Genomic DNA, 17,209 nt, shown 5'->3' with positions numbered 1-17,209 from the left:
TCGCAGCTCTCAGGGCAAGACGATCCGGGTTTCCATCGGAAAGTGCGAATTGCCGCCTTCGAAGGGCGGGAAGGTCTTGAAATCCTCGCGCATGGCAATGCGCGCCGGCGATTGCAGCGCGGCTTGTAGGGCCGCCGGGCTGTCGAACATAACCCGGTTGCGCTGCATGTGATTAACCCGTTCCCAGGGCAGGAAGCCACACCAATCGATCCGCGACAGGACTTCGATCTTGCGGATCCCCGGAAAGGTCCGCATCACCTCAGGATGATGGGTGACGTAATGATGCATCCAGACGTTCAGGTCCTCCGCCGGCCCCTGATAGTGAACGACATAGGAGCACGGGTTGCCGTTCCTGGCGATATCGACAGTCGAGTCATCGACCGGGAAATGCCGCGCATACATGGCCTGCTGCGTCGCCCTGGCACCACGAATGCTGGAAAGCACGCCATTGGCTGCAAGCTGCTGCAGGTGACCGGCTGGCGCCATCGCATCTTCCAGTTCGGAAAGCTCGTTGAAATGCAGCTGCATGCCGAAAACCGGGGACTGTTCGTCCTTGTTGTACATGTCCTTGGTGACTTCCGGCGTGTAAAGATTGGCTGAAGTCAGGCCCGGCGTCAGCTTGACGATCTCGGCGACGGTTTCAACGTCAGCCTTGCTGACAGCAAGCTTGCTGCTATCGGTATTTTCGAAAAAGGCGAAATAGGCAAAGCGCATGGCGAAATCCTCCTGCTTTTCCGAGAAGCGCCCATCTTTGCCGGCCCTCTCGTTCCCCATCGGATGGCGCATCATCAGGCTGCCCGATACAAAAAACAAGTTTAGACTTAAACTATTTTATGGCGCAGCACGTAGGAATGCGGTTGCGGATCGGTCAAAGGTATGTTCGACTGACCAATAACGGTCACGAATTTGCCTATATGCGGATGGAGCAGTCATGCCTAGCAATATCGTCGAAGCCCTAAAGGTCGAGCTTGGGTCAGACGTCTTCTTCGGCGACGATATCCCGCTTCGTTATCATAATGATTGGGCCGGCTTGTCTGCAGTCCTACCGCTTGCCCTGGTCCGGCCCCGGACGACGCAGCAGGTGGCGGCCGCCATGCGGATTTGCAACGAGTTCAAAGTGCCGCTAACCCCGCAAGGCGGATTGACCGGCCTCAACGGCGGCGCGCGACCGATCGAAGGCGGAGTTGCTCTTTCACTGGATCGCATGAACGCCATCGAGGAAATCGACACCGTCATGGCGACCATGACGGTGCAAGCCGGCGTGGTGTTGGGGGTTGCCCAGAAGGCGGCCGAAGAAGCAGGCCTGTTCCTCGGGCTTGATCTCGGCGCGCGCGATTCCTGCATGATCGGCGGCAATCTTTCCACCAATGCCGGCGGCAATCGCGTCATCCGCTTCGGCATGGCGCGCGAACATGTGCTCGGCCTGGAAGTCGTGCTACCGGATGGCACGATCGTCACCTCACTCAACAAAATGCTAAAGAACAACGCCGGCTACGACCTGAAGCAAATCTTCATCGGCTCGGAAGGCACGCTCGGCATCATCACCCGTGCCGTGTTGCGGCTGCAGGCGAAGCCCGCCGAGCTTGCCAGCGCCTTCTGCGGTTGCCCGGATTTCCCGTCTTTGCTGGAACTTCTGAAAAGCGCCCGCCAGCGCATGGGTTCTGCCCTTACCTCTTTCGAGGTAATGTGGCCGAGCTTCTACGACTTCATGACCGGCAGCCTGCCGGATCTGCGCCGAGCATTTAACGAGCCGTATGGCGTCTACGTGCTGATCGAAACCGGGGGCCGCGATGCATCGGAAAACCGTCTGCTGCTCGAGCAGGTCCTCACCGATGCGCTGGAATCAGGCTGGGTGTCCGATGCCGTCCTGCCGTCTTCCGAACGCGAAACCCGCGATCTATGGGCGGTGCGTGAGAGCGTTTCAGAATACAGCAAGCTGATGGGGCCGCTGACGGCCTTCGACGTCGGCCTGCCAACCAGCGCTGCCGGCAGGGTGGTGGATGACATCGAGGCGGCGATGAAGGCGCGCTGGCAGGATGCGATCGCGCTGAGCTACGGCCATATCGGCGACAGCAACCTGCATGTCGTCTGCAACATTCCCTCTGCCGGCAAGGAGCAGCCGCACAAGGAGATCAGCGAACTCGTCTTCGGTTTCGTCGCCAGCGAAGGCGGCACGATCTCCGCCGAACACGGGATTGGACTGCTGAAGAAGCCATATCTCAAGCTCTCGCGGACGCAGGAGGAACTGGCGCTGATGGCGAAGATCAAGCAGGCACTCGACCCGAATAACGTTCTCAACACGGGCAAGGTTCTGACGCTCTGAGACGCCGGCCGCTACCGGTTTCAAAGCTTGCTTGAAACTTGAAATTTTTTTTCGAAAACCAAAGGTAAAGTTGACAGCCAAATTTGGTTGATGGATCATACCTTTCAACAAAGGGGTATCGGCGGCAGAAATGCCGCCATCGAGCAACGGCGCGGTAGCACAAGAGTGCAGCGCGTTTTCAGGAGGGAAATCATGCGCATTCTTTCGAAATCCGTCATCGCCGCAGCGCTTGCCATGAGCTTCGCGCAGGTCGCTTTCGCCGACGACATCAAACTTGGCATGGTCATCGGTACCACCGGCCCGTTTGCCGGCGGTGAGGCGCCGCTCGTGAACGGCACCAAAATGGCCGTCGAGGACATCAACGCCAAGGGCGGCATCAAGGGCAACAAGATCCAGCTGATCATCGAGGACACCGGCAGCGAGCAGACCGGCGCGATCAACGCCTATAACCGCATCCTGGACCAGGAGCCGTCGGCGATCATGAACACCACCGTCAGTGGTTTCGTGCTGTCGCAGATGGGTACGATCGGCGACGAAGGCATTCCGACGCTGACCGGCGCCGCTTCCGCCCAGCTCGCTCTCGACAAGAAGGGCGTCGAGCCGCTCTTCCGCGTCCGCACCAGCGACCTTTATGTCGCCAAGGCCGCGGCGCGTTTTGCCATCGACAATCTCGGTGGCAAGAAGATCGCCGTGCTGCGCGCCAACAGCGAATTCGGCAATAGCTGGCTGAACCAGATCCAGTCCGTGCTGACCGATAAATCGGTCAAGCCGGTTGCCGTCGAAAGCTTCGAAGTTGCCGACCGGGACTTCACTCCGCAAATCCTGCGCATCAAGGATGCCGGCGCAGACGTGGTCATCGTCTCCGGCGACCCGCCACATTTCGTGGTCGCCGTCCAGCAGCTGAAGCAGCTCGGCCTCACCTCTAAGGTCATCTTCTCGAATGCCGGCGTGCTGCCGACGACGATCAAGCTCTATCAGGGCGACTCGGCCAACGGCATTTATGGCACCGTGGACTCGGTTCCGGCGATCGATCCGGCGCGGGCCGATTGGGCCAAGCGTTACCGCGAGAAGTTCAACATCGACTCCGACTATTCGGCCGCTGAATATTACGACGGCGTCATGATGGTTGCTGCTGCGATCGCCAAGGTCGGCACCGATCACGAGGCGCTGGTCAAGGAAATGCGGACGATCAAGGATTATGCCGGTATCGGCAATACCTATAGCTACGCCGACAAGGGTGATGGTGGCCGCAGCGTCGCGATCGTGCAGATCGGCGACGGCAAGCTCACGCTCGCCGCGACCATCAAGTAAGCAATCGATCGCCTGAAGAAGGTCAGATGGACACGTTCCTGCAAGTCTTGATTGCCGGCGTCACGATGGGCTGTATCTATGCCTTCGTGGCGCTCGGCTTCACCTTGACGATTGCCGCTGCCGGCGTCGTCAATTTCTCCTACAGCGAATGGGTCACCTATGGCGGCTTCTTCGGCGTCACGCTGTACAGCATCGTCGGATTGCCACTCTGGGCAGCGCTGATCGGCACGGTCATCCTGTGCGTCATCATGGGCTACGTCTTCCAGTGGGTGGTATTCCGGCCGCTGGAAGGGCGGCACTTCCTCACCATCGTCACTGCCACAATCGGCATTTCGGTGTCGATGGGTGCGCTGGCGACACTCGTCTGGGGTCCCTACCCGCTGACCCTGCCAACCTTCTTCGGCAATGGTACCGTCGAGTTCGGCGGCATTTCCTTCTTCCCGCACAACGTCCTGATCATCGTGCTGGCGATCGCCTTGATCAGCGTGCTGCAATTTTGCCTGACCAAAACCGATATCGGCCTTCGCCTTCAGGCAACGGCGCAGGATCCGGATGCCGCACGGTTGATGGGCATTCCGGTGCGCCGCATGCGCACCTTTGCGTATTGTCTCTCTGCAGGCCTCGCCGGGCTTTCCGGCTTCCTCGTCGCGCCGCTTTTCGTCGTCACCACGACGATGGGCTTTGGCCTGATGCTGAAGGGGCTTGCTGCCACCATCGTCGGCGGCTGGGGCAGCCTCAAGGGTGCGGTATTCGGCGGGCTTATCATCGGCATCGTCGAGGCGCTCGGCGCCGCCTATATCTCGTCCGAATACAAGGACGTCATCGCCTTCCTGATCATCATTGTCGTTCTTCTGTTCCGGCCGCGCGGTCTGTTTCCGGAGCGGATTGCGGAGAAGCTGTGATGACCACACAAAGTGCATCCCGCAATATTGTCTGGCGCGCCATCGGCATCGTCGTACTGCTCGCCCTGGCGATCGCCCTGCCCTTTGTCCTAAAGAGCAATTATTACCTCGGCATTGCGCACCAGGCTTTGATCTTTATCATCCTCGCCTCCGGCTACGACGTGCTGCTTGGCTTTACCGGGCTCCTGTCGTTTGGCCATATCGGGCTTTTTGCGATTGGCGCCTATACGAGCGCCATCATGGTCACCTCCACCGGTGCGCCCTTCATGGTCGGCATCATGGCGGCCGCGGTGCTGACCGGCCTGATCGGCTTTCTCATCTCCATTCCGGCACTGCGTATCAAGGGCCATTCGCTGACGCTGCTGACGCTGGCGCTCGGCGAGGTGATCCGCCTCGTCATCCGCAGCATGGAATGGCTGACGAGCGGCTCGCACGGCATTTCCAACATTCCGCGGCCGGAAATCCTCGGATTTTCGTTCCGACAGGCCGTGCCGCTCTATTACCTGCTGCTTGCCTTCGCCGTTTTGACGATCCTCTTTGTCTGGCGGCTCCGAAGCTCGCGTTTCGGCCGCGCCTTCAACGCGATCCGCGATTCCGAAATCGGCGCCGATGTCTCGGGCGTCAATATCTCGGCGATGAAGATGCTGGCTTTTGCGATCAGCGCCGTTCTTGCTGGCATCGCCGGCGGCCTTTACGCCCATACGGTGCGTTTCATCAGCCCGGAATTCTTCAGCCTCGGCCTCACCATCATCCTGCTTGCCATGGTGCTGATCGGCGGGCGCGGCACGATCATCGGTCCGGTCATCGGCGCGGCGCTGCTGATCACGCTGCCCGAGGCGCTGCGTTTCGTGAAGGAATATTACCTCCTTGCCTTCGGCGTGGCGATCTGGATGTGCGTGCTCCTGCTCCCTGACGGGCTTGCGGGTCTCGGAAAACGTCTCTTCAAGCGTGCGAGGACCTCGACATGAGCACGGTCCTCAAAGTTGCCGGCGTTACAAAAATCTTCGGCGGCCTGACCGCGCTCGATAGCGTCAGCTTCGAACTCGAAAAAGGCAAGGTGCTGGGACTGGTCGGGCCGAACGGCTCCGGCAAGTCGACGCTGCTTAACGTGCTTTCGGGCGTCTACCGGCCTGAAGATGGCTCAGTGACGCTACACGATCGCAATGTCACGGGGCTTGCACCCTATCTCATCACCACCCAGGGTATGGCGCGCACGTTCCAGAACCTGCAACTTTTCCAGGGCCTTTCTGTTGGCGACAACGTGCTGGTCGGTCGCACCTGCCGCATGAGCTCGACGCTGGTCGGCAGCATATTCGGATCGTCTTTCTCCCGGAAGGAGGAGCGCGAGGCGAAGGAACAGGCGCGCTCATTGCTTTCGCTGGTAGGCCTTGACCGTTTCATAAACGAGCCGCCGTCAATGCTTTCCTATGGCCAGCGCCGGCTCCTGGAAATCGCTCGCGCGCTCGCCTCGTCACCCTCGGTGCTGATGCTGGACGAGCCTTGCGCCGGCTTAAGCCAAGGCGAGGCGGACGAGCTTGCCGCCTTCATTCGCACCGTCTCGGCGCAGGGCACGTCGGTGATCGTCATCGAACACAACATGCGTTTTATCATGGGTCTCGTAGACCACATCGTGGCGCTCAATTTCGGCCGCAAGATTGCCGAGGGCGATCCGCGCTCCATCCGCGAAAACGAGGACGTGATTGCAGCTTATCTCGGGCGGAAGAAGCGACATGCTGAAAATTGACAGGCTCTATGCGGGTTATAACGACGTGCCCGTGCTGCGCGATCTCTCGCTGGAGGTGAAGCCAGAGCAGATCGTCGCCGTTCTGGGTGCCAACGGCGCCGGCAAGACGACGCTGATGAACACACTGTCTGGCCTGCTGAAACCGGCCTCCGGGGTGGTGACGTTCGAAGGACAGCCCATCCAGGGCCTGCAGCCGGAAAAGATTGTCTCGCTCGGCATCAGCCATGTGCCGCAGGGCCGCCGTATCTTTCCCGGCTTGACCGTCCAGGAAAATCTGCTCGTCGCCCGCACCGCCGAGACAAAGAAGCGGCCGGGCGGTTTCAACGCCATCCTCCAGGAAGTCCACGAGCTTTTCCCTCGGTTGAAGGAACGCGAAACCCAGCTCGGCTGGTCGCTTTCCGGCGGTGAACAACAAATGTTGGCAGTTTCCCGCGCACTGGTTGCGCGGCCGAAACTCATTCTGCTGGACGAACCTTCGCTCGGCCTCGCGCCGCTGATCTTCGAGGCGATGTTCTCGGCGATCCTTGAAATCAAGCGCCGCGAAAAGACGACATTCCTTGTGGTCGAGCAGAATGCCGAACAGGCCATGCGGATTGCGGACTACGTCTATGTCATGGAACTCGGCCAGATCGTTGCCCAGGGCACGCCGGACGAGATTTCGCGTGATCCGGCGATTGAAAAAGCTTATCTCGGGGCCTGACCAGATAACTAACAGAACAGAGATTTGCCGGTGAACCGACACTTTCAGCCAGTCAGGGTGCTGCTTCCGAGCGAGGAGGTCGCGCGCAGACTTGCCGATGCAATCCGGACGGGCTTTTTCCGCATCGGGTCCCGCCTGCCCTCCGAACGCAGTATCGCCGAGCAGATGCAGGTCAGCCGCCCGACGGTGCGCGAGGCGGTCAAGCAGCTGGTTGAGGCCGATCTCCTGACCGTTCGGCCCGGCGCCGGTGGCGGCACATTTGTGGCCAGCGAGGTCGTGCCGCTCGATTTTTTCACGACGCCCGACATCAAGCCGACAAGCTTCGACGAAGCGATCGAGGTGCGCCGGCTGATTCTGCCCTGGGTGGCGCAGATCGCCTCGCAATATGCCGAGGAAGCCGATTTCGAGAGAATGCGCGAGGCGATCCGTTTCGGTCGCAATGCGCTGCCCTCATCCGAGACGGAAGCCGTCACGCCGGAGGCTATCAGCTCGGTGATTATCGCCACTATGCGGTTCGATTTGGCGCTTGCCCAGGCGACACGCAATGGCCTTGTCCTGCATCTGATGGAATTGCTGCTGCGCTGGGTAGAACCGATGCGCCATGACACGCTACACGTTTACGCGGACCTGACGCTGTCTCTCGATCTGGTTGAGACCATGATGCAGACGATCGAATCCGCCGATCCCGAGCGCATTACCGAGATCACCGAACGTCGTCTCGGTATCCTGGAACAGGCGCTGGAGAAGAAGACCGGTCGCAAGCTTCGTCGCAATCGCCGGCGCCTCGTCGACTGAGCTGAGGCTATCGCGACCCGGAAGCCGATCCGCCCGTTGAAGAGCAATCACCACCGGACGCTTGGATCGACGATGCCGTTTAAGATGGCCAGGACGGCGGTCTCAGTCGCGCATGTCGGTTCGCGGCAAGCGCCGCAGAGTTAGCCACCATATCTGTGGGTCGGCTGTCTTATTTTGTGGGAGGCGGTGCGTTTTTTTCGCACAACGTAGTGGCTAAGATGATTGCCCTGAAAATTCTTCTTCCCCGCCCTGTCCCGCGCTCGTTGCGGCGCGGATGCCGACATCCTTATTTGCTGGTCGACGCAAATCTCAGTAGAGGATCATGTCGACTTGGGTGGCCGTATCGACCACAACTGCGAGCTGGCAAATCACATTCTCAGCGCCGACGACATCGCCTGCGACCTTGAGTGCACGGTAGAGGTCCTTGGACGACCGCACACAGCCCTCAAGGACAATGTAAGAGCCACTCTCTTCAACGGTGATCGAAGTTGAATCGAAGTCAGCCAAGTACTTAAGTTCCGCTTCAACCGCGGGCTTAGCAAAAGAAATTGAAGGATTGCGACCGAAGTTAAAGCCAGTGCCGGCGTTGAACGTATTAAGCAACATTGGGGAGTACTCCTGATGAACATGAACCTCAGATGAATGAACTGTTGTCTCGTGTTTATGTTCCCGTCTAGGCGCCATATGTGATTTCTGATTGGCAACAATGCCGCTCCAGATGCAAACGACGCGTTCGGCTGTCTAGGCCCAGAAAGCACCTTGACTCCCTTGGCCGCGAGAACATAATAAGAACATCGCGAAGGATTCCCTATGGTTACCGCCGAAAAATTCATTGTCATGCCCTTCAAAAAGACCCGCGCCGGGATCATCCCGACGGAGATGCGGCAGGCCTCGAACGCCGCGTCCGCGGAAAGGATCGCGGCGTCGATGGCGTCCCGGTTTGTCGGTGTTGTGGCGTTGTCGGCAATAGCTGATAACGAGTCCGGTGAGTTGACCGGCGCGCGTCTTCTAGCTTCCCATGGCGAAACGGCCGATCTATCGAGTATGGTAGAGTTTGCGTCGGACGATGAGGCCGAACCGGAGCCGGTCGCGGACGCCATGCCGACAGAGATATCCAATGCGGTTACCGACAAGATTGAACCTGCGACGGCCGCGCCGGATCCAGCGCCGCCATTGATACCCGAGGCCTCGTCACTGATCCTTACAGCGCCACCGGAGCCTACAAGCGTCAAGCGCGGGGCACACACACCTGTGAAGCGCTTGCGGCCTCCAGCACCATCAGCGGGCCCGCTCTTCGAACAGGAATCCCATGCATGACCACGGCTAAGGTACCTCGCCAAGCCGATCTGTGATAGCGGCTTGGAATACGAGGGCGGCAAAGCGCGCCAGAGATAAAGTTACCTGCGAGAGCTGCTGAAGGTCGGCTAACTCTACTGAGGTCGCATCGGACTGTACGACACCCTTATACGACGAGTAGAATTCCGTGTACCGCGTTCGCAATGCCGGTTCGCGATGCGGATTGTAGTTGTCCGAGAAGAAGATTCAGATGTCAGCTAGCTCCTCTCAAGGCCGTCGAGAGTTAGCATACCCCATCCGTATCGGCCGAAACCTGTGCTGCTGAGACCATTGGGACTGCGACACATGGGTATCACATCTGGGCGCACTTTGTGCAGCGAGCCTGACTTATGTGATCGGCACTGCGAGTTTCGAACCTACTGCCCGTCGGTTGTAAGCCGAGGGCTCCTGTAAAGCTATAAGCCTGGCGCTAGCGGTCTCGAATTGCGATGTCGAGCGAACGGAGCAAGCGGTTCGTCGGCCTATTTCATGGCTGCTAACTTCCAGACGATGGCCGGCAAAGCGATACACGCTGGCGACCACACGACCACCATCATATCAGCCGGTTTGCTTCCTTTTGTTGGCTGTCGCGCGGCGCTGGCGTGAAGCAATGGAGTTGAGAAAAGCCTCCTCAACCTGCTTGGACCCCATGGGCCTTCCAACCAGATAACCCTGGAGCTGATCGCATCCGGATCTGGTCAGGATATCCGCCTGTTCTTGGGTTTCAACGCCCTCCGCAGTTACCGGAATATCGAGCGCTTTGGCCAACGAAAGCGTCGCACTGAGGACGCCGGCCCCCTTCTTATCCTTCAATGCAGTAACAAGCGAACGGTCTACCTTCATACGGTCAAACCCGAACTCGCGCAGGGCGCCAATACTGGCATAACCGCAGCCAAAGTCGTCGAGCGCGAACTTAACCCCAATGGCCTTCAGCCGTGCAATCGTCCGCTTCGCTTGCTCTGGGTTTGACATCAGCACCCCCTCTGTAATCTCGAGCGTCAATCGATTAGGATCGAATTGTTTCGCATCGAGAATAGTCTGGACGAGTGCGGCAAAGTCAGGGTTTCGCAATTGAACCGGCGAGACATTGATGGACAATCCAACGTTATTCCACGGTGACACCACTTCAACGGCCATCTCCACGATTTGCCGGCCAAGCTCGTCGATGAGACCGGCCCGTTCAGCAACAGCGATGAATACGTCCGGGCTGACAGGTCCGGTCTCGGGCGTCCAGCGTGCGAGCGCTTCGACGCCTCGCAAGGAACCAGTCTTGGCGTCGACAAGTGGCTGAAACGCAGGCCGGACCTCTCGCCTATCTATCGCTAGCCGGAGTTTGGCCTCCATCTCTGTCCGTTGGTGGCGCTGGAAATCGAGGGCGGTGCGATAGTTGACAACGCGTCCTCGACCACTTTCCTTAGCCTCATAAAGTGCCATGTCGGCACGACGCAGGAGTTCGAAACCATCAGGGTTATCCGAAGGAAACAACGCTGTACCGATGCTGGCGCCCACCTCAATCGTGCGGCCGCCAATGCGGAAGGGCTCGTGCAACGCTTGTATTAATGCAGCCGAGTTGGCGCCGATATCGTTAGCGTCATCTACGAGTGCAAACTCATCGCCCCCAAGCCTGCAAATCATTCTCGCATGCGGAAGGTTCTCTTTGAGCCGCTGTGCGACGAGCTTGATGAGCTCGTCGCCGATCGCGTGGCCCCAGGCATCGTTTACCTCCTTGAAGCCGTCTAAATCGATCAGCGCCAACGCAGGTTGCTCCCCAGATGAAATTTTTGCCGTGTCGATTCCATCTAGCAGGCCAGCACGGTTGAGCAGGCCTGTGAGTCCGTCATGTGTAGCCCTGAACGTGGCAGAAACAGCATCGCGCTGCAAACTACGTATTATCGCGACCGCCGTCGCAATAATCGCCAAGATAAAAGAAATGAACAGTACCCCCGCCAAAAGCAGCGACCTATAGACGCCATCAAATGTCTGGCTTCCGGGGGTCCGACGCGGCCACTCTAAATATGCAACTGCGCGGCCGCTATCACCGAGGAGCGGCATGCTCAACAGATGGCGGTCTGGGGAAGCCGTGATCCTTAGTCCGCCGATGTCGAATGTGTCGTCGAGCTGACCAATAACCTCAGGCGTCAAGCGTTTCGCAAAGAAAAGGGTGCTTAACGTTCCCTCCGGAGGGTTGTCACTGAACGGCCGGATGGCGCCTGCCGAGACCAGATAAATCCCCTCGGCTGTCGGCACGAAAGCGGTAACTGGGCGCTTGCCCGATGTGGACGCCCGCGCCGCCAATTGCGTGAGGCTCTGACCAAAATCGGAGGCGGCGTTGAATTCCGCACCCTTCTTGAAGGCGCCTAAGATGGTTCGGTTAGGGGTAAGGACAACGACAACATCATAGAGAGGATAATCCTCGCTGGTTTTGCCCCAGTTCTGATAGACCCAGTTGGCTGCGTCGGCAGATCCGATGTTTTTGAAAGCGTCGTCCCAGACGGCATTGTCGCGGACTGTGGAACTGATCCGTGCTTGAAAAGAACGAATGGCAGCTGTGACAGCACGACTTGCGCGGGCGTCATCGATGTGATCGGCTTGGTCCCTCATATTAATCACGGCCGTGAAAACGAGGCCGGCGATCAGACCGATGACGCAGGTAAAAAAGAGCGTTACGAGGGCAACGCGCCTCTTTTCTGAAGAAGCGCGCGTATTCGACAGTAATTCCATGGCACTGACCTGCAATTGGCATTCAGAGGGCAGGATGCACGCATTTTATCAATTACTAATTAAGGACGAGCAGCAAGATGCTGCACTTCTGCTTCGCAATTTAGGCTTTCTAAAACACTACGTGAGAGACTCGTCACATACATCGAGGAGCCCCAGTGATATCAAGAGCCACATTGCTAGCAGGAGCTGTTATCACGGGATGCTGCGGCTTTGCTGCCCTGCTTGGATGGGCCGAATATTCCAACTGGACGACCGAAGTCAGTCGGGTGAAGGCCTCCCTGCGCCAGACCGCAGAATCGATCGCCCAACACACCGACGATCTCATCGAAATGTCTCGCCTGCCTTTGTCGAGCATGATTGCAGAGATCAAGGATGAGCAAGGCGTGCCTAACATGCCGTCGAAGATCAAGTTACTGATCACGCAGCAAATGAAGGCATCCCCCACACTCGACACGCTCTCCTATATTGACGCCGAAGGAGCACTGATCGCGTCTACCGATCAGCTTCAACCCGGCTCAATCGACCTTTCGGAAAGGGAATATTTCAGATTCCATCAGAAAAGCCTTTTCCCGTTGCCGGTCGTGGGTAAGCCAATCGTCAGCCGTCTTTCAAACGAGTGGGTGATCCCTGTTACGCAAAAAGTCGTGTTGGCTGGCGGAGTTTTCGGCGGGGCTGTCGTTTCCACGGTCCGAGTCGGTCACTTCATCGATTTCTTCAGGCGCTTTAATGTCGGTAGCGAAGGCTCTTTTCTGATCGCCCGGGGTGACGGGATCATCTTAGCCCGCGGGCCGATGGAAGAGACGCTGATGGGGGCAAACATCTCCCCAACGGAACTGTTCTCGCATTATCTCAAAGCGGCACCCGGAGGCGCGTACCGGTACCAATCACCGCTCGACGGAACATGGCGAATTGGTGCTTACACGCAAAGTGCGAGGTCGGGGATCGTCGTGCTTGCTGCGGCCTCCGAAAGCCAAGTCCTTGCCCAGTGGCTCCAAACTGCGCGCATTCGGTGGACCTACACGGCATTGCTGATGCTTGCCGTCTTTGTGGCGATTGGTGTCTGGCGACATGTTTCGGCCATGCGGGAGAAGAGCGAGGCGATGCTGGCCTCAAGTGAGGCAGAATTCCGGCTATTGGCTGAATCCTCGAGCGACGTGATTGCTCGTTTTGATCAAAATGGCATTCGCGAATATGTTTCGCCGTCATCTGCGGACATACTAGGTATCGAGCCGCACAGGCTTGTGGGAAAAAGCGTGTTTGCAGGGCTTGATGCAGAGGCCGAGATCATCGTCCGAGATGTGACGGATCGGATAAAGGCCGGTTCGCGGCATGAAAAATTCGTGCTCAAGCATACGAAACCGACTGGCGAGGAAGTCTGGCTTGAGACGGTCCTCAATAAGCTTCCATCGACCAGAAACGCGCCATCACGTGCCGTGGCGATCAGCCGCGATATAACGCGCCAGAAAGCAATCGAAGATGAACTAAACGCTCTGGCCAGTACAGACGAATTAACGAAGCTTGCAAACCGCCGGACGTTCAACATCCGCTTCGAGGAAATGGTGCAGCGAGCGCGCCGAAGCCGCGCGCCGCTGTCGCTGTTGATGATCGACGCCGATCATTTCAAAGCTTACAACGACACTTATGGTCACGCAGCCGGCGACGAGTGTTTGCGCCAACTCTCGGCGGTCATCCGAAGATGTGTCCAGCGACCGACTGACCTTTCTTGCCGCTACGGTGGGGAAGAAATGGCTGTTCTCCTTGCGGACACGGATGAGCAAGGCGCGGTGGCGGTTGCGGAGAAAATCCGGAAAATGATCCGGTTGCTTGCCATTCCTCATGCCGGGAACTCCCCTGAATTCGTGACTGTCAGCATTGGGGCTGCAACGCTGGACGTGACAGCCACCTCTCCCCTTAATTCCCAACAATTCTTTGGCGCCGCGGATATGGCGCTCTATCGGGCAAAGAAGCATGGTCGCAATCGGGTTGTGAGCGGCGTGCATGTCGCCCAACAGGCGTCGATTGCGGTGTGAATCCGCGAAGCTTGAAGAAGTACTGAGCGTCACGGGGCCCTGTAAGCATGGAAAACGCGATGCCAGTGAATAGTACCGACTCAAAACGGTCAACAGCAGGCACCGAAAGCGGTGGCTACTCCACAAGAGACACTACGCAGCGATCCCATAACGAGCGGTTTTAATTGAGAAAGTCTGCAACCAGCCCCGTGATTAGGCCAGCGCCAAATAGGCTCAGTCCAAACACGATGCCTTTAGCGGATAGGTTCGACTGCGTGGGGTCGCGCATTTCACCTTGGGTTAAAACCGGCGCGCCATGCGTGATCTTTTCCGGGAGCGCCTCCACGAATTGGGTTGGGCTATACGGAATTTGCTGGTTTAGCTCTGAGGCTAAATGGTTGGCGACCCTCACTCGCCGGATGTTCTCTGCATCGAACTTCACGGTAAATTCGGTCGAGCCTTCCGACTGCAACTTCGCCAGAACCTTCTGAGCTGCCCTGACCTCATCCTCGCCTTCCACCAGCGACGTCTGAGTAACCAGGTAATAGGGCATGGGGGACTGCTCTCAATTTCGCGCGAGTTGACGTCATCGACCGCAACGACCCGCGCCGTCAAGGCCATCACACCCCCAATATCAGTATCAGGTCCTATATTGATTGGCTTAGGGTCCCGGCTTCTCTGTTGACGTCTTCGGCGCTGTTTTCATGTCGGACCTTGAGCCCGCCAATACCGCACGTTAAGGGCCGCCTCAACAGTGCATATATTACTGCGTGGATGGTCATAATGTATTATCGATCCGCGTTGAGCCGCGATTGGCAGCACCATGAAGGATACGCAGACCAGGCGGCATATCGTCAACGGGTGAGAAGAATTTGCTCATTCGGACCACGTATCGCGGTGGTTCAAAGAAGGGCTCGCCGAAGCGAGCCCTTCCCGGTGAGAGGGGCAAGTGTTTTCCTCCTGCCCCGCTGCAAAACCCTCAACTTCAACTGCTGTTCCCTGGAACGAAGTGCAGTCCGGCGGGTTTGGTGGATGTAGGGTTTATAAACCTAATGGTGAGGAACACATGTCTTTCAAGATTCTTGCAGTAACGGCACTTTCGATCGGTATGGCTACGTCGGCATTTGCCCAGAGCGGCAACTCCAACCAGGGCGGCGGATCCGGTGCGGCGACGATTTCGCCCGGCACGTCTGCCCCGAAAACCGATACACAGGCCACGACGGGAGCTCCGGCTGACAAAACCACGACCGGCAGCACCACCGGCGGTACGATGGGCAACTCGGGCACGATGGGCTCTGGTGGCGTTTCGGGTAGCTCGGCATCCGGCTCGAACCCGAACTGCGCACCTGGCACTCCGGGCGCAGGCGTGCAGGGCGCTCCTGCTAACGACACGACTTCAACCAACCCGGCTTGTGGCAAGTAAAGCTTGGGCATTGAATGAGCGTAGGAGCCTGGCATCGCCGGGCTCTTTTTTTTGTAAGGCGGAGGAGATGGGCATCAGGACGGTCATTGTCGTAGCGGCCAGCCTGCTTGTGATCGCTTTTGCCGCTCGCGAGTTGTCCTCCCAGCATGCGACGTCGCGAGAACACACCTCGTCAATTTCAATTCAACCATAAGCTCGTAGTAAACATCGTGAGCGACAAGACGCCCAAAAGGCATGGAGTGGGGTCGATAGCTCGGCTTATGCCGCCCCTTTGGCGGCAGGCCGTCGTAAAAGGAACAAGACATAGACAACATGTCAAGCAAGGTTGCCGGGCCTAAGATGTAAGCTCCTGTGCAACCGCCCAACACCTGATGTCACCAGTTGCGCCTCCTCGCGTGACTGCTAATCGCTACCTTTACGCGAAAGCCGATCCTGAAGAATAGGAAGCTGACCTCGTGGACAATACACTCCATCAGGTGCATGGCGGCAAAACCGGGCTCACTGAGCCGTCTGAGGCTGTCGTTCCATGGATGACGAAGCTGGTATGTTACCGAAGAGGATTCGCCCAAAGCCAGGTGGAGATTCCGAGGTACAGCACAAAGCGTGCGCGTATGCGAATATCGGCTAGCAAACGGTTACGGTCGGCAACTGGAAGCAGAACTCACCGACCTAGCGAAGGAAAATGATATCGACCATGGGCCGGCGGCCGCGACGCCATTGCGAAATCCTCGGAACCAAAGCCCGGTATAAATGCTTTGATCACATCAAACGAGTGTGGTGCGTAAATGCCTAGATTTTTCTTTGATATCGACAATGGACCAGACAGCCATAGCGACGATACCGGCATTGAAATCTCTTCTGATAAAGTCATCGAAGAAGCTGGCAGGTTCCTTGTTGATCTTGCCAAGGACGAACTGCCGCGTGATGGCGAACGACGGATCCGCGTCAACGTTCGAGATGTTGCAGGTCGCAGCGTATACAAGGGTAATTTGACCGTGCAAGATACGACCGACCAGTCGTGAGCCGCAGCCCAAGCAGTTCTCAGACGAGCTTAGTTGTTATCGAACGGCTGGACCTCGACTACGATCGTGCGAAAGCGGCGAGGCATCGGGCTTACGCTCAAATTCAGCGGCATCCACCATCGGTTGGGCTTCCAGCGCTAATAGGCGGAAATGCTGGCCATCGGCGAATGCCTGCGCGTGTAGCTCAAAATCAAACGTGTGATCCTTCGTCTCACCGTTCTCAATGATCCGCACAATGTATTGGCCGTTGCGAGGGATTACGTCTACACATGAGCGTTTCATCACGCGCCTCCTGAATGTGGGGCGGTATTAGCTGAACATAACCGTCGGCCCTCAAGCTTCCAGCCGTCATCAGATACTAATAACGTAATACAAAAACGCTGGCTATGTACTTTGACATAGGCACGGAACGCTCGTGTTTCTCCGCGACTAACCGATAGACGAATCCGGCTGTCCGCATTCTCGATACAGATATATGGCCTTCAGCGAGTGAGGCCTTCTGCGTAGCAGCAACTGACGGACACGTCTCGAAAGGCGTTTTCATCGCTGATAGGACGCGGCGAGATGATTTGATAATTTTGTGCGTGCATGGCGACCAGTTGATCAGGAACGAGGGAAGTGAATGTGAAAACGCCATTGCTGCCCTGTCAAAATCCCTGGCGATCCGAACGCGTCGATGTGCGCTGTCCTGCATATATCTGATAACCTTGCGTAATCGATAGAACCGCATAGCCAACGGCGAGCCACGATCGGGCTGAAAGTTCCCCGTTGCATCCTATCTACGTTTGATGGCGACAAGACGTTTCATCCGGGAAGCGCTGATCGCTTTTTTGATTTCATTCATTGAGATCGCGGAGATCAGGGTTGGCTCTGGACGTTGGCACATTTATGCGGTTGCACGCGGAGAATTGTGACCGCCTGCAA

The 17,209-nt window shown here is 57.6% G+C and carries 15 protein-coding genes and 1 pseudogene; 11 read left to right on the top strand and 5 right to left on the bottom strand.

All coding sequences use genetic code 11. The annotated features are described in order from the left end of the window. Nucleotides 1–9: 9 nt before the first annotated feature. Nucleotides 10–789 carry a hypothetical protein gene (locus KX729_RS29170; protein WP_219745983.1) on the bottom strand — a complete coding sequence of 260 codons (780 nt, stop codon included), beginning with the start codon at nt 787–789 and terminating at the stop codon, nt 10–12. 142 nt (nt 790–931) lie between these two features. On the opposite strand from KX729_RS29170, the gene KX729_RS29165 reads away from it, so the two are divergent. The 7 genes from KX729_RS29165 to KX729_RS29135 all read left to right on the top strand — a co-directional run bounded on the left by KX729_RS29165 (nt 932) and on the right by KX729_RS29135 (nt 7,775). Next, on the top strand, nt 932–2,323 hold the full coding sequence (locus KX729_RS29165) for an FAD-binding oxidoreductase (protein WP_219745982.1): 1,392 nt from the start codon (nt 932–934) through the stop codon (nt 2,321–2,323). Nucleotides 2,324–2,515: 192 nt separating this feature from the next. Beyond that, nucleotides 2,516–3,634: an ABC transporter substrate-binding protein gene (locus tag KX729_RS29160; RefSeq protein ID WP_219745981.1), complete on the top strand. Its 1,119-nt coding sequence runs from the start codon at nt 2,516–2,518 to the stop codon at nt 3,632–3,634. Nucleotides 3,635–3,660: 26 nt separating this feature from the next. Further along, nucleotides 3,661–4,536 carry a branched-chain amino acid ABC transporter permease gene (locus KX729_RS29155; protein ID WP_219745980.1) on the top strand — a complete coding sequence of 292 codons (876 nt, stop codon included), beginning with the start codon at nt 3,661–3,663 and terminating at the stop codon, nt 4,534–4,536. Then, a complete protein-coding gene (locus KX729_RS29150; protein WP_219745979.1) occupies nt 4,536–5,504 on the top strand; it encodes a branched-chain amino acid ABC transporter permease in 969 nt (322 codons plus the stop codon). The genes KX729_RS29155 and KX729_RS29150 overlap by 1 nt, the downstream gene beginning before the upstream one ends. Then, nucleotides 5,501–6,280, top strand: a complete 780-nt coding sequence (locus KX729_RS29145) for an ABC transporter ATP-binding protein (RefSeq protein WP_219745978.1) — start codon at nt 5,501–5,503, stop codon at nt 6,278–6,280. The genes KX729_RS29150 and KX729_RS29145 overlap by 4 nt, the downstream gene beginning before the upstream one ends. Continuing rightward, complete coding sequence (locus KX729_RS29140) at nt 6,267–6,980, top strand: ABC transporter ATP-binding protein (RefSeq protein ID WP_219745977.1); 714 nt, start codon at nt 6,267–6,269, stop codon at nt 6,978–6,980. The genes KX729_RS29145 and KX729_RS29140 overlap by 14 nt, the downstream gene beginning before the upstream one ends. 30 nt (nt 6,981–7,010) lie before the next feature. Next, nucleotides 7,011–7,775, top strand: a complete 765-nt coding sequence (locus KX729_RS29135; RefSeq protein WP_219745976.1) for a FadR/GntR family transcriptional regulator — start codon at nt 7,011–7,013, stop codon at nt 7,773–7,775. Between the two features lie 309 nt (nt 7,776–8,084). On the opposite strand, the gene KX729_RS29130 is transcribed toward KX729_RS29135, so the two are convergent. Next, on the bottom strand, nt 8,085–8,381 hold the full coding sequence (locus KX729_RS29130; RefSeq protein WP_219745975.1) for a BON domain-containing protein: 297 nt from the start codon (nt 8,379–8,381) through the stop codon (nt 8,085–8,087). A gap of 204 nt (nt 8,382–8,585) precedes the next feature. On the opposite strand from KX729_RS29130, the pseudogene KX729_RS29125 reads away from it, so the two are divergent. Continuing rightward, nucleotides 8,586–8,819 (top strand): annotated as a pseudogene (locus KX729_RS29125) (hypothetical protein); the annotation flags it as partial. Nucleotides 8,820–9,668: 849 nt separating this feature from the next. Here the strand turns inward: KX729_RS29125 and KX729_RS29120 are convergent. Next, a complete protein-coding gene (locus KX729_RS29120) occupies nt 9,669–11,831 on the bottom strand; it encodes a bifunctional diguanylate cyclase/phosphodiesterase (protein WP_219745974.1) in 2,163 nt (720 codons plus the stop codon). A gap of 155 nt (nt 11,832–11,986) precedes the next feature. Between KX729_RS29120 and KX729_RS29115 the strand changes: the two genes are divergently transcribed. Continuing rightward, nucleotides 11,987–13,861, top strand: coding sequence for a diguanylate cyclase (locus KX729_RS29115; protein ID WP_219745973.1), 1,875 nt, complete (start codon nt 11,987–11,989; stop codon nt 13,859–13,861). A 160-nt stretch (nt 13,862–14,021) separates the two neighbouring features. Here the strand turns inward: KX729_RS29115 and KX729_RS29110 are convergent, their stop codons facing one another. Then, the gene (locus KX729_RS29110) at nt 14,022–14,393 is read right to left on the bottom strand and encodes a hypothetical protein (RefSeq protein ID WP_219745972.1); all 372 of its coding nucleotides are present in this window, start codon (nt 14,391–14,393) and stop codon (nt 14,022–14,024) included. Between the two features lie 513 nt (nt 14,394–14,906). Between KX729_RS29110 and KX729_RS29105 the strand changes: the two genes are divergently transcribed. Next, nucleotides 14,907–15,263, top strand: coding sequence for a hypothetical protein (locus KX729_RS29105; protein WP_219745971.1), 357 nt, complete (start codon nt 14,907–14,909; stop codon nt 15,261–15,263). 785 nt (nt 15,264–16,048) lie between these two features. Continuing rightward, a complete protein-coding gene (locus tag KX729_RS29100; RefSeq protein WP_219745970.1) occupies nt 16,049–16,285 on the top strand; it encodes a DUF6894 family protein in 237 nt (78 codons plus the stop codon). 36 nt (nt 16,286–16,321) lie between these two features. Here the strand turns inward: KX729_RS29100 and KX729_RS29095 are convergent, their stop codons facing one another. After that, a complete protein-coding gene (locus KX729_RS29095) occupies nt 16,322–16,567 on the bottom strand; it encodes a hypothetical protein (RefSeq protein ID WP_219745969.1) in 246 nt (81 codons plus the stop codon). Nucleotides 16,568–17,209 lie beyond the last annotated feature (642 nt).

Source organism: Neorhizobium populisoli (genome assembly GCF_019430945.1).
Lineage (GTDB): Bacteria > Pseudomonadota > Alphaproteobacteria > Rhizobiales > Rhizobiaceae > Neorhizobium > Neorhizobium populisoli.
Note: the sequence above shows the minus strand (reverse complement) of the source record. Positions and strands in the feature narration are given on the sequence as shown.